The organism is Rhizobium sp. C4, assembly GCF_021026315.1.
Taxonomy (GTDB): Bacteria; Pseudomonadota; Alphaproteobacteria; order Rhizobiales; family Rhizobiaceae; genus Ensifer_A.
This window is the reverse complement of sequence record NZ_JAJNCX010000002.1, coordinates 437,137-450,319: the sequence shown is the minus strand read 5'-3', so window position 1 is coordinate 450,319 and position 13,183 is coordinate 437,137. Positions and strand designations below refer to the sequence as shown.

12 protein-coding genes are annotated in these 13,183 nt (G+C 61.7%); 6 read left to right on the top strand and 6 right to left on the bottom strand.

Annotated features, from left to right (window positions below; all coding sequences use genetic code 11):
• Positions 1 to 12: 12 nt before the first annotated feature.
• Both LQK84_RS05650 and adh read right to left on the bottom strand, forming a co-directional pair.
• Positions 13 to 372, bottom strand: coding sequence for a DUF779 domain-containing protein (locus tag LQK84_RS05650; protein ID WP_230827706.1), 360 nt, complete (start codon positions 370 to 372; stop codon positions 13 to 15).
• A gap of 68 nt (positions 373 to 440) precedes the next feature.
• The gene (gene adh, locus LQK84_RS05645) at positions 441 to 1,949 is read right to left on the bottom strand and encodes an aldehyde dehydrogenase (protein WP_230827705.1); all 1,509 of its coding nucleotides are present in this window, start codon (positions 1,947 to 1,949) and stop codon (positions 441 to 443) included.
• Between the two features lie 279 nt (positions 1,950 to 2,228).
• On the opposite strand from adh, the gene LQK84_RS05640 reads away from it, so the two are divergent.
• Genes LQK84_RS05640 through LQK84_RS05615 form a run of 6 tightly spaced genes read left to right on the top strand, consistent with a single transcriptional unit; the run spans position 2,229 to position 7,797 of the window.
• Positions 2,229 to 3,053: a class I fructose-bisphosphate aldolase gene (locus LQK84_RS05640; protein ID WP_230827704.1), complete on the top strand. Its 825-nt coding sequence runs from the start codon at positions 2,229 to 2,231 to the stop codon at positions 3,051 to 3,053.
• Positions 3,054 to 3,077: 24 nt separating this feature from the next.
• Positions 3,078 to 4,235, top strand: coding sequence for a Gfo/Idh/MocA family protein (locus LQK84_RS05635; protein ID WP_230827703.1), 1,158 nt, complete (start codon positions 3,078 to 3,080; stop codon positions 4,233 to 4,235).
• Entirely contained in the window at positions 4,232 to 4,903 is a 672-nt protein-coding gene (locus LQK84_RS05630) for a D-lyxose/D-mannose family sugar isomerase (RefSeq protein ID WP_230827702.1), read from the top strand. The genes LQK84_RS05635 and LQK84_RS05630 overlap by 4 nt, the downstream gene beginning before the upstream one ends.
• Entirely contained in the window at positions 4,903 to 5,940 is a 1,038-nt protein-coding gene (locus LQK84_RS05625) for a carbohydrate kinase family protein (RefSeq protein WP_230827700.1), read from the top strand. Before LQK84_RS05630 ends, LQK84_RS05625 begins: the two co-directional genes overlap by 1 nt.
• Before the next feature lie 22 nt (positions 5,941 to 5,962).
• Positions 5,963 to 6,742 carry an L-iditol 2-dehydrogenase gene (locus tag LQK84_RS05620; protein ID WP_230827698.1) on the top strand — a complete coding sequence of 260 codons (780 nt, stop codon included), beginning with the start codon at positions 5,963 to 5,965 and terminating at the stop codon, positions 6,740 to 6,742.
• 44 nt (positions 6,743 to 6,786) lie between these two features.
• On the top strand, positions 6,787 to 7,797 hold the full coding sequence (locus LQK84_RS05615; protein WP_230827849.1) for a zinc-dependent alcohol dehydrogenase family protein: 1,011 nt from the start codon (positions 6,787 to 6,789) through the stop codon (positions 7,795 to 7,797).
• Positions 7,798 to 7,805: 8 nt separating this feature from the next.
• On the opposite strand, the gene LQK84_RS05610 is transcribed toward LQK84_RS05615, so the two are convergent.
• The 4 genes from LQK84_RS05610 to LQK84_RS05595 form a co-directional block, all read right to left on the bottom strand.
• The gene (locus LQK84_RS05610; RefSeq protein WP_230827696.1) at positions 7,806 to 8,831 is read right to left on the bottom strand and encodes a LacI family DNA-binding transcriptional regulator; all 1,026 of its coding nucleotides are present in this window, start codon (positions 8,829 to 8,831) and stop codon (positions 7,806 to 7,808) included.
• Between the two features lie 469 nt (positions 8,832 to 9,300).
• Positions 9,301 to 10,599, bottom strand: coding sequence for a TolC family protein (locus tag LQK84_RS05605; RefSeq protein ID WP_230827695.1), 1,299 nt, complete (start codon positions 10,597 to 10,599; stop codon positions 9,301 to 9,303).
• 826 nt (positions 10,600 to 11,425) lie between these two features.
• The gene (locus LQK84_RS05600) at positions 11,426 to 12,301 is read right to left on the bottom strand and encodes a ribokinase (protein WP_230827693.1); all 876 of its coding nucleotides are present in this window, start codon (positions 12,299 to 12,301) and stop codon (positions 11,426 to 11,428) included.
• Positions 12,301 to 13,176: a MurR/RpiR family transcriptional regulator gene (locus tag LQK84_RS05595; protein WP_230827692.1), complete on the bottom strand. Its 876-nt coding sequence runs from the start codon at positions 13,174 to 13,176 to the stop codon at positions 12,301 to 12,303. The genes LQK84_RS05600 and LQK84_RS05595 overlap by 1 nt, the downstream gene beginning before the upstream one ends.
• Between the last annotated feature and the right edge of the window lie 7 nt (positions 13,177 to 13,183).

Below are 13,183 nucleotides of genomic sequence, written 5' to 3'. Positions count from 1 at the left end.
GCCATACGGCATCTATTTTGCCGCTTCCGTCATGCAAATACCGGACACAAGCAGGAAGCGGCGCTCGCGCCCATTGTCCAGCGAGAACATGCCGCCGCGACCGGGAATGGCATCCACAATCAGGTCCGGCGATTGCCAGGCCGCGTATTGCGCCGCCGACATGTAGAACGGCGCGCCGCCGATCTGGCCGAGCAGAACATCATTATCGCCGATCAGAAATTCACCCGCCGGATAGCACATGGGCGACGAGCCATCGCAGCATCCGCCCGATTGGTGAAACAGAATATCGGGATGATCGCGGCGGATTTCCGCGATGAGATCAAGTGCCGCCTCTGTCGCGCGGACATGCTGGCCTTCAAGTTCCTGAACCATGTCTCCCCTCCCCAAATGCCAAACGGGCCTCCGGTTTCCCGGAAGCCCGCCGTGTCATAACCCGGTTCTCAGAAGAAACCGAGCGCCTTGGGAGAGTAGGAGACCAGCATGTTCTTGGTCTGCTGATAGTGATCGAGCATCATCTTGTGCGTTTCGCGACCGATGCCCGACTGCTTGTAGCCACCAAAGGCGGCATGCGCCGGATAGGCGTGGTAGTTGTTGATCCAGACGCGACCGGCCTGGATGCCCCGGCCGAAATTGTAGCAGCGGTTTGCATCGCGGCTCCACACGCCGGCACCGAGGCCATAGAGCGTGTCATTGGCAATCGAGAGCGCTTCCTCGTCGGTCTTGAAGGTCGTGACCGAGAGAACCGGCCCGAAGATTTCTTCCTGGAAGATGCGCATCTTGTTGTTGCCGCGGAACACGGTCGGCTTGACATAGAAGCCTTCCGCCAGATCGCCGCCAAGCACATTGCGCTCGCCGCCGGTCAGCAGTTCAGCGCCCTCGCCCTTGCCGATTTCGATATAGGAGAGGATCTTGTGGAGTTGTTCGGAGGAGGCCTGCGCGCCGATCATGGTCGACATGTCGAGCGGGTTGCCCTGCACGATCTTGTTCACGCGGGCAATCGCCTTTTCCATGAAGCGTTCATAGATGGATTCATGCACGAGCGCGCGGCTCGGGCAGGTGCAAACCTCGCCCTGGTTCAGCGCGAACATCGCAAAGCCTTCCAGCGCCTTGTCGAGATAGTCGTCGTCTTCCGCCATAACGTCGGCGAAGAAGATGTTCGGCGACTTGCCGCCGAGTTCGAGCGTCACCGGGATCAGGTTCTGCGAGGCATATTGCATGATCAGCCGGCCCGTCGAAGTCTCGCCGGTGAAAGCAATCTTGGAAATGCGCGGGCTGGATGCGAGCGGCTTGCCGGCTTCAAGACCGAAGCCGTTGACGATGTTGAACACGCCCGGCGGCAGAAGGTCGCCGATGATGTCGGCAAGCACGAGGATTGAGGCCGGTGTCTGCTCGGCAGGCTTCAGCACCACGCAATTGCCGGCGGCAAGAGCCGGTGCCACCTTCCAGGCGGCCATCAGGATCGGGAAGTTCCACGGAATGATCTGGCCGACAACGCCCAGCGGCTCATGGAAGTGATAGGCGATCGTGTCGTGATCGACTTCGCCGATCGAGCCTTCCTGCGCGCGGATGGCGGCCGCGAAATAACGGAAATGGTCGATCGCCAGCGGAATGTCGGCAGCCATGGTTTCGCGCAGCGGCTTGCCATTGTCCCAGGTCTCGGCTTCGGCCAGCGTCTTGAGATTGGCTTCCATGCGGTCGGCAATCTTGTTCAGGATATTGGCGCGCTCTGTGGTCGAGGTGCGGCCCCATTTATCCTTGGCGGCATGGGCTGCGTCGAGCGCTGCCTCGATGTCCTTTTCGTCGGAGCGTGCGACTTCGCACAGCAGACCGCCATTGACCGGCGTCGTGTTTTCAAAATAGCGGCCGGACACCGGCTCGCGCCATTCGCCGCCAATGAAATTGCCATAACGGACCTTGAACGGCGTCTCGATGATCTTCTGATGAAGCATGGTTTCCTCCTTTGGGCCGGGCTCACTCCAACCGGCAGGCCCCCATATTCACCAATACCGTTATATTCGTCGAGATATCGCGATCGGTGCATGGGGTCGTTCGTTGCACATCTGAGACAAAAGCGCCGCCTAGAGTGTTTGGAAGCAGAGCCCTTCGCCCTGGCGTCTGAACCCTTCCCATTCAAAATCGATGTGGTATCGTTTCCACATTCCTATTGACATCCGCCAGGTCTTCGGGTGAGATGAATGTGAAAACGATACCACATTGGGAGGACATCGATGAAACAGGCGCGGATCAACCGCCTTTTTGGCGTATCTGGAAATTGCTTTGACGTGGCGATCGACCACGGCATGTTCAACGAGAAGACATTTCTTCCGGGCATCGAGGATATGCGTAAAGCTATCCACGTGATTGCCGAAGCCAAGCCGGATGCCATCCAGCTGCCGCCGGGCACTGCCCCGATCCTTCAGGCCATTCCCGGCAAGGACCGCCCGGCGCTCGTCATGCGCACGGATATTGCCAATGTCTATGGCAATCCCCTGCCCGAGCTTCTCTTCTCCGAAGTCATCGACCGCGCGGTCGAACAGGGCGTCGTGCTGGATGCGGCCTGCGTGGTCGTCAACATCCTCATGCTGCCGAACCAGCCGGAAGTTTACCGCGCCTGCATTCGCAACGTGAATGCCTTGAAGCGCGAATGCGAAATCTACGGCATGCCGCTGATGGTCGAGCCGCTGGTCATGAAGGACAATTCCCACGGCGCCTATATGGTCGACGGCCAGATCGACAAGATCATGCCGCTGGTGCGTCAGGCCGTCGAACTCGGCGCCGACATCATCAAGGCCGACCCCTGCGAGAATGTCGAGGAATACCACCGCGTCATCGAGATCGCGCAGGGCCTTCCCCTCCTCGTGCGCGGCGGCGGTCGCGTCAGCGATGCTGAACTTCTCGCCCGAACGGAATTGCTGATGAAGCAGGGTGCGCGCGGCATCGTCTATGGCCGCAACGTCATCCAGCATCCCAACCCGAACGGCATGACCAAGGCGCTGATGGCCATCGTGCATGATGGTGCGTCGGCTGAGGCCGCAGCCAAGCATATCGGCTGACGCGGAAGACAAGGAAGCAAGATCATGACCAAGGTTTTCCGCTTCGGCGTCATCGGCTGCGGGCTGATGGGGCGTGAATTTGCCAGTGCCGCAGCCCGCTGGCTGCATCTTTCCAATCCGGCCGCCCGGCCGGAAATCGTCGCCGTATGCGACACGAATGCCAGCCTGATGGACTGGTTCGCCGACAACGTGCCGACCGTCAAGCAGCGCACGACGAACTATCACGAGCTGCTCGCCAATCCGGATGTCGACGCGATCTATTGCGCCGTCCCGCATGTGCTTCATCAGGAATTCTACATCGCGATCCTCGAAGCCGGCAAACATCTGCTGGGCGAAAAGCCCTTCGGCATGGATCTCATGCAGAACCGGGCGATCATGGCAGCACTCGCCAGGCGGCCGGATCTCATCGTCCGCTGCTCGTCGGAAATGCCCTTCTTCCCCGGCGCGCAGAAGGTCATCCAGATGGCCAATGCGGGCGCTTTCGGCGATATCATCGAAGTGGAAGCCGGTTTCCTGCATTCCTCCGACCTCGATCGCAAGAAGCCGATCAACTGGAAGCGCATGGAGCATATCAACGGCGACTATGGCTGCATGGGCGATCTCGGCATGCATGTCCTGCATGTGCCGCTGCGTCTCGGCTGGATGCCGCAAACCGTTCATGCGCAGCTTGTGAAGCGCGTCACGGAACGCCCCGATGGCAAGGGCGGCATGGCGCCCTGCACCACCTGGGACAATGCGGCAATCAGCACGCGGGTCCAGACAGGCAGCCAGGACTTCCCGATGCTGCTCAAAACCTGCCGCATCGCCCCCGGCGAGTCCAACACCTGGTACATTCGCGTACTCGGCATGAACAAGAGCGCCTTCTTCTCCACCAAGCAGCCGCGTCAGTGGCAGTGGATGGATTATGAAGGTGGCCGCCAGTCGTGGAATACGGAAGATCTGGGATATGACTCGCTCTTCCCCACCATTACCGGCAAGATCTTCGAGTTCGGTTTCATCGATGCGATCCAGCAGATGTGGGCGGCCTTTGTCGACGAGCTGGCCGGCAACAAGGCCAACGGCTTCCACTGTGCAACTCCGGACGAGGCGGCAGCCCATCACGCGGTGCTGACGGCGGCGCTCGTTTCCGGCAGCGAAAACCGCGTCGTCACGGTCGATTACGCAGCCGGGCTTGCCGCATGAAACGCTCGGAGATCAACGAGGCACTGAGGACCGCGCAGGCGATGCTCGACCGCTTCTCCTGGTCGCTTCCCGTCTGGGGCGGCTGGGTAGCCAAAGACTTCGCGGCGGAGCCGGAGGTAGCGGCCTATCTCCGCAGCCGCCAGCTCGGCTGGGATGTGACCGATTTCGGTCTGGGGCGCTTCTCCGAATGCGGCTTGACGCTCTTCTGTCTCCGCAATGGCATTGCCGGCACCGAAGGCGAGCGCAGCTACGCAGAAAAGCTGCTTTTCGTGGAAGAAGGGCAACTCACTCCCACACATCGCCACAAGGCCAAGATGGAAGACATCATCAACCGGGCGGGCGGCACGCTGGTCATCGAGTTCTCGGCAACGAATGCCGACGGCGATCTCAGCGACGCCGACATCATCGTTCCGGTCGACGGGATCCATCGCAGATTGACCCAATGGCAACCGCTGGAGCTTCGCCCCGGCGAAAGCGTCACCATCATGCCCGGCCTCTACCACCGCTTCTATGGCAGGCCCGGCGACGGGCCGGTTCTGGTCGGCGAAGTCAGTCAGGTCAATGACGACCGCACCGACAATTTCTTTCTGGAGCCTGTCGGCCGCTTCTCGGAGATCGAGGAGGACGAGCCGCCTCTCAGACCCTTGTGGAACGAAGGAGTTGCCTGATGTCGTTTGGGGAGGAAACGAAAAAGGCAGAAAGAGGCGGCATCGTCTGCGCCGGCAACCTGATCGTTGATCGCGTCCACACGCTCTCTTACTGGCCGGAGGAAGGCAATCTTGCCGAGATCCTGCATCAGGACGTGGGCGTTGGCGGCGGTGCCGTCAATGTCGCCTGCGATCTGGCCTCGCTTGGCCTGCCCGCCCGCGTGGCGCTTGCCGGCCTGACGGGCGCCGACGCAGACGGCGATCTTCTGGCCCAGCGTGTTGCAGCAGCGGGCGTCAACATCGCCGCGGTTCAGCGGACGAGCGAAGCGGCCACCAGCCATACCCATGTCATGAGCCTACCGGGCCGCAGCCGCACCTTCTTCTATCATGGCGGTGCAAGCGCCAGGCTCAATGCGGATACGATTGATCCCGCACAGTTCGCAGGCGCCGGCTACCGGCTCTTCTATCTCGGCTACCTCATGCTGCTGCCGGGCCTTGACCGGCTGGATGGAACGGGACGCACCGGCGCGAGCCGCCTGCTCGAACGGGCCAAGGCTTCCGGCCTCGAAACGGCGGTGGATTTCGTCTCCAGCGAGAACCCGGATTTTGCGGCCGAAGTGAGCGCCAGCCTGCCCTGGTGCGATCACGCCATTATCAATGAGGTGGAGGCCGGCCGCGTTGCCCAATTGCCCTTGCGCAAAGTGAACGGCCATCTCGATCTCCAACTGATGCAGCATGCCGCCGAAACGCTGATCGAACTCGGCGTTCGGAAGAACGTCGTCATCCATGCACCGGAACTGTCGCTCTGGCAGTCGGTGAACGACGCGCCGCTGATCACGCGGTCGCTGCGCGTACCACCGGAAAAGATCGTCAGCCCCGTAGGTGCCGGCGACGCCTTCTGCGCCACCACCCTCTTTGGGCTGCACGAGGGCTGGAGCCGCGAGAAGACCGCCGCGATCGCGCACCGCGCCGCAGCCCATTGCCTGACGGGAGCAACCGCAACGGACGGCATCCCGACGATGGACGTGTTGCTGAAGGAACGCGAAGAGAACGCATGACAAACGCCAGGGAGGAGCGAACATGACAACAGGAAAACTCACCGGCAAGGTGGCCATCGTCACCGGCGGCGCGAGCGGCATCGGCAAGGCCGTCTGCCAGCGGTTTGCCGAAGACGGCGCACGCGTCGTCGCCGCCGATCTGGACGCGGCACGCTGCGAGGCGGTCGCCGCCGAAATCGGCGGTGGTGCGCTGGGTCTCAGCCTGGACGTGACGCGGCAGGAAAGCATCGAGAACGTCGTCCGGCACGCTGTCGAAGCCACGGGCGGCATCGACATTCTCGTCAATGCGGCGGGCATCTACGATGTCCAGTCCATCCTCGAAATGACCCGCGAGCGGACATCCCGCGTCTTTCAGGTCAATATCGAAGGCACCATCTTTATGAGCCAAGCGGTTGCCCGGCACATGGCCGAACGTGGCCAGGGCGGGCGCATCATCAATTTCTCCTCGCAGGCGGGACGGCGTGGCGAGGGTCCGGCGGTCGCCTATTGCGCCTCCAAGGCAGCAGTCATTTCGATCACGCAGAGCATGGGGCTCGATCTCATCCGCCATGGCATCAATGTGAATGCGATTGCGCCCGGTGTGGTCGATACGCCCATGTGGGATGTCGTCGATGCCAAGCTCGGCGCGCGCGAGGGTCTGCAGCCCGGTGACGTCAAGAAGCGGGTCGCAGCGGCCGTGCCGGCAGGACGCTTCGGCTATCCGTCGGAACAGGCGGCCATGGCAGCATTCCTCGCCGGGCCGGACGCGGCCTATATCGTGGCGCAATGCTACAATGTCGACGGCGGCAACGTGATGAGCTGAATTTCACCTCAAGGAGAGGTTCTGGGAGGAGAGATAAAATGACAATGAAGGCTGCGCGGCTCGAGGCTACCGGCTCGATGGCGCTTCGAATGGTCGACAAGCCAACCGCAGGACCTGGGGAAATCCTCGTGAAGGTCCTCGCGGCAGGCATTTGCGGGTCCGACCGCCACATGTTCAAGGGCGAGTACCCGACCGCCATTCCGGTGACACTCGGTCACGAATTTTCCGGCACTGTCGAGGCCATCGGCGCCGGCGTCACCCGCTTTTCGGGTGGCGAACTCGTCACCATCGATCCCAACATCGCCTGCGGCACCTGCAGCGCCTGCCGCAATGCGCGGCCCAATCTCTGCGAGAGGCTGACCGCAATCGGCGTGACGCGTGACGGCGGCTTTGCCGAATATGCCGCCGTGCCCGAGGCGCAGGCATTTCTACTGCCCGCAAACCTCGATCCGGTCCACGGCGCCTTCTCCGAGCCGCTTGCCTGCTGCCTGCATGCCATCGACAAGGCAAGGATCAGGACGGGTGACAGCGTCGCCATCCTCGGCGGCGGGGTCATCGGGCTGCTGATGGTGCAACTGGCACGTCTTGAAGGTGCCAGCCGTATCATCCTGATCACCCGGCAAGCCTCGCGGCGCGAGACCGCGCTGCAGCTCGGCGCAACGGATGCGCTCGATCCGTCCGCGACCGATACGGTGGCCGAGGTCAAGGCGCTGACGCAGGGTGGCGTGGATGTCACCATCGAATGCGCCGGCGTCGCAGAAACCTTCCAGACCGGGCTCAGGATGACCCGGCGCGGCGGGACGTTCGTACTGTTCGGCGTAGCGCCGGCAGGCATGGAGGTGGCAGTGACGCCTTTCGATCTGCTCGTCAGCGAGGTCGAACTGCGTCCGGCCTATCTCAACCCATTCACGCATGAGCGTGCCGCCGCACTCGTCGCCAGCGGCGCTCTGGATCTCGACAGGCTGGTGACACGCACGATCGGCCTTGAAGACGTGGCCAGCGTCGTTGGCAGCCAGCCGGAGCGTGGCGAGATCAAGGTGATCGTCAGGCCATGAAGGCCCGGTCAGACCGAGCCACGCACCGGCCCGGTCGATTGCCGCTCCACCAGCCTCACAGGCAGGCGGGTGACCACGTCGCCCGTTTCCCCCTCGCCGCCCCGGCGCTGGCTGATCGCCGCCTCGATGACCTGGGCTGCCTGCTCGCCGATCTCCCGGATCGGCTGTGAAACAGTCGTCAGGCTGGGAATGACATAGGCGGCTTCCGGCAGATCGTCGAAACCGATGACCGAGATGTCACCCGGGACCGAACGCCCGCAGTCGTGAACGGCATGGATGGCGGCAATGGCGGCGATGTCCGTCATGCCGATGATGGCGGTGACGTCCGGATCCTTCTCCATGATGGAGCGCGCCCTGTCATAGGCAGCGGCAAACGTATGCTCCTCGCCGAGCGCAACGGCCGCAGGCTCCAGACCCAGGGCCACCATTTCATCCCTGATCGACTGCAATCGCACCTTGATCGACTGGCTATGCGCCGGTGCGCCAATGACGCCGATCCGGCGATGCCCCAGGGCAGCAAGGTGCCGCACCATCAACCGCCCGCCCGCCTCATGATCGGCGGTGACGACGTGGTCGGCAAAGCGGCCAAGATCACGGTCGATCGCGACAAGCGGAACGCCCGCCTCGACAAAGGCCTCGAAATGCGCGTCGTCGCCAAATGCGCTCGCCACGATGACGCCATCCACCCGCTGCGACAGCAGCATGGAGACATAGCGCATCTCGTGATCCAGATTTTCGGAGGTGCAGCAGATGAGGGTCTGATACCCTTTCTGGAAAAGCGCCTGCTCGATGGCCTGTGCCAGAATACCGAAGAAGGGAACGTCGACCGCCGGCAGCATCAGCCCCACAACACGGCTCGGCGCACCGCGCATCATGCGCGCGTCCTTGCTCGGCGTGTAATTGAGGTCGCGCACGGCCTCTTCGACGCGTGCTCGGACGTCGGGCGAGACGTAGCCGGACTTGTTCAGCGCACGCGAGACGGTCGAGACCGATGTCCCTGCCCGTGCGGCAATGTCCTTTATGCTCGCTTTCAAGCGCCCTGATCCCAACCCTTAAGTCCTGTCCCATGCTGGTAACGCGGGCGAGCTCCGTGCGGCAAGCGGAAATGAACGAGTTTCAGCAAGAATTCCGCAATGCTCCGTCCTGTCTTCCAGCGCGGACACTGTCGACCCGCAGTGCCGAACCCCGAAGCGATGATCAAAAGATGGGCATTGGGCAAAGATGCGGCACAGCCTGTAAGCAGATCGTCCGCAATTGGCGCTGGCAACCTGTCAAAATGCCCGGAATTACTACGGTTTCGGACTTGGCACGGTTCGTGCTTCTATTCTGGCAGGTCCAGAGGGGACTTAAAATGATAGCGCCCAATGAATGGCGCTCGCAACAACGCCGCCGAACCGTGACTGCTGCCGAATTGAGCGCATCCGGGTCGGCGGTTTTGTTTTGCCCTGCTGGTAGAAAGGCGGCGGCATTCGCCGTCACGGAGCGCGTAAGGACACGTCCCGATCAGAACATCTTCTGCGTCCCGCCGTCGAACGATCCATCGTCGAGATCGCCCATCGTTCCGAGAAGATTGAAGGCCGACATGTCACGCAGATATCTGGCATCCGCGAGGCTCTGTTCGGCCGAGATCAGATTGCGCTGGGTCTGGATGAGATCGAGAACGGTATGCAGCCCCGCCTTCATCTCCTCCTGCATGGCCGTCTGCGCCTTCGCCGCTTCCTTCACGCGCGCCTCGAGCCGACCAACCTGGGATCTGAGCGACTTGTAGTCATTGAAGTATTTGCGCGCGCCCGTCGTCACGCTCAGGACCGTGTCCTGCCGGTCATAGGATTTCTGAAGCGCCTCGGCGCGGGCACGATCCAGATTGGGCTGCAGGGTCGCATCAAAGATCGGCAGCCTCATCCTGAGGAGAAGCGCATAGTTGTTGACGGTCTTGACCGCTGGCGTGGGATCGAAGGTGCGCGTGTATTTCCCGACGAGATCGATGGTCGGGAAGAAGGCACCACGGGCGGACTCGACGCTGAAGTCCGCCGCCGTCTGCAGGTGCGCCGCCATTTTCGGCAGCGGGGAATTGGCCATGGCACGGTCGGCGGCATCCGTCGCGGACGCCGGCAGCTTCAGCTTCGCAGCTGCGACGTCGAGCTTGGCAGGCGCCCGAAAGCCATTGAACTTCTCGAAGGCGAGCTCGCTGTTTGCCAGCTGCCGCGACGCCTGCTCGTTGAGCGCGCGCAGGTTCTCCAGCTCGGACGCGGCAATGGCGACGTCCGATTGAGTCATCAGACCATCGGTCAGCATCTGTCTGGAAATATTGAGAGCGTCCTGCTGGCGCACCACCGCGCGTTTGCTGGAGGCGAGGATCGTGCGGTCGCGCGTCAGCGCCAGCATCTTTTCCGCCCGCTCCACAAGCAGCTTCTGCCTGGTATCGAGCGAGGCTTCCACGGTGGCCGCCACCTTCTCCCGCGCCGCATTGATGTCATTCAGGTTTTTCAGCCCGTCAAAGAGCCGCCAGGAGACCTCAAGGCCGACCGAAGACGGGTCTTTCGTCGCATAGCTGCTGTTCGGAACCTGCGTGATGTCGGGAGAATATTCCGTCTTCCCATCGATCACCCAATCCGTGCCCGCCGTCACCTTGGGAAAGAGTTGGGCCTGCGTCAGCCGCAATTCGGTTCGCGCCAGATCCTGCAAGACCTTGTCCTGGCCGAGTCTCAACTTGAAATCGGAGACGTTGACCCATTCCATCTCTTCGGCCGCGGCAAAGGCAGCGGTGACAACCAGTCCGAGCGTCAGGGCGAGACGAAACATCCGCTTCCTCCCACGACGTTCCGGCAACTGACACGCACGCGCCATAACTCAAACCTTTTCTTGAGTATATTCTAAAACAATGCTTTTCCGCTTTTTAGATCGAGTAAATATCCATATTTGCAGTTAATATATAATAAATGGAATATTGGGCTAGCACGGACACCTCAACCAGCGGGCGCGGCTCGACCGGGCGGGTGAATGAAGAAACATCCACAACGCCAGATTTTGGGAGGACAAGTGCGCCCCACACTGACCTCAACTGCGATGACAAACTTGCTAAAGCGCATGAAACCCTGGCGGGCCGGGCGCCACCTTCCCATTGGGCCGCACCCGGCAATGGTTAACGCTACGTTAAACTCCATAGCGGACTATAGATATTTTCTTTCAAGGCTTTGGTTTAATTACGAAAAAACTTGTTGATTCAAGATATGATTAATGGAATATAAATTTGCCGGTCGACCGATGAAGCCGGAAACCAGTGGAGAAAATCAAATGAAGACCCTGAACCTCGCAGAGATGAAGACTGTTGTTGGCGGCACGCATTGCGCCCCGAAGCCGGTTTGCAAGCCGGCTCCGGCTTGCTCCAGCAAGTGCAGCTAAGTTCTCGTTCCGCCACTCGTTTTCGAGCGGAAGACGAACTTGCGAAGCTGGCCTGACAGTCGTCAGGTCAGCTTTTTTGTGTGCGAAAACTGATTTGATCAACATCCTTCAAATATTTTCTGCGGAGTTCGAAATATATCTGATGTCCGGTCTGAGGATCGCCTGACTATACCTCCGCCGGAAGCATGGGGTCCTCGTCGTGGAGATACGAAGCGCCTCCTCCGACCTATCGCTCCCGGCTGACCAGCGCCGCGGCAGCCCGGTTCGCAACCTCCAGCGCCTGCCCGATGTCCCGCCCCAACAGAAGTTCGGATGCCAGGGCGCCAATGAACTCGTCTCCCGCCCCATGCGTACTCACAAGCTTGACCTTGATGGCGGGGATGCAGCCTTCGCGACCGTCCCTCACCGCATAGGCCACCCCTTCGCCACCCGCGGTTACCACGGCAGTCCCGAAGTCGCGTGACAGCATCCTTGCGGCGACCAGCGCGTCCTGCAGGCCCTCGATTGCAGCACAACCCGCCAATGCCTCAGCCTCCAGCGCGTTGACGACCAGGATATCCACCAGCGCGGCAAGCTCCGGAGAAAGCGGCTTCGCCGGCGCCGCATTCAGGATCACCCTGCCTCCGGCCCGCTTCATGGCAGACGCGGCAAGGATATTGCCGGCCTCAGGAACCTCGTTCTGAAGGAGAAGAATGTTTCCGGGCGCAAACAGCGCGGCGGCGGCCTCGACATCCTCGCGCCCCAGTCTGAGATTGCTGCCAGAGACGACAACGGCGCCGTAGTCGCCCTCGGCATCGAAGAGCGCGACGCTCATGCCGGTGCCCGCCCCTTCAAGCACACGAACATGTTGCCTCTCGACACCGTGCTGATCGAGATGCGCGAGCAGCGCCCCTCCAAACGCGTCGTCGGCGACGGCCCCGATCATCGCAGACCGCACGCCCTTTCGGGCGGCGGAAACCGCCTGGTTGCCGCCCTTCCCACCACAGGCGGGGTTCCACGCCTCGCCGATCAGGGTCTCTCCCTTGCGCGGTCGCGCCGGTCCTTTGACGATGATGTCATAATGCAGGCTGCCGAAGACCACGATGGCGGGGGCGTTTATCATCACAGGAACCTCTCCTTGCGCTTGGACGTCACGGCGGCCATGGTCTTTTCCAGGTTCGAGCCGGCGGCGCGATAATCGCGCTGGGCCACGGCAACAAAGAGCGCGTCGAGAATGTTGAGCTGGGCGATCCGCGCGGCGGCGTTTTCGCCAATGAGCGGCGAGCCTTGCGCGGTCGAGCAGAGCACGACGTCCGCCAACCTCGCGAGCGGCGAACTGTCGTAATTGGTGATGGCAATCGTGCGCGCACCATTGCGCCGCGCAAGCTGAAGCGCCTCGATCACCGCCATCGTGTTGCCCGAATGGGAAAAGCCGATGGCCGTGTCCTCGGCACCCAGCAGCGCCGCAGACATCAGCATCATGTGCGCATCATCGAAGACGCCGGCGCGCACGCCGATCCGAAGAAACTTGTGCGATACATCACGCGCAATCTGCGCCGAACCGCCCACGCCATAGAAATCCAGCTGGCGCGCAGCATGGATCAGATCCGCCGCCCGGTCGAAGGCTGCGATGTCCAGGATGGCCAGCGTCTCTTCAAGTGCCTGGATGGAGGCGCGGAATACCTTCTGGACGATGTCCCGGGAGGTATCATCCGGAGACAGCTCGTGATGCATCTCGGCGGTCGGAAGCGCATTGTAGCCGACAAGGGCCGCTCGAAACTGCCGGTAGCCGGAAAAGCCGAGCTTCTTGGATATCTTGACGACCATCGCCTCCGACACCCCCGCCTCGGTGGCGACCTTCTTCAGCGAAGTTTCCGGACCGAAATTGCGGAAGGCGTAGACGGTCTCGACCACTTTCGCCTCAAGCGGCGTCAGCAGCGGCAACCGCATGCGGATATGAGCGCCGACCGCCTTTGGATCGAGATTGTCAGCCATCATCGCAGGT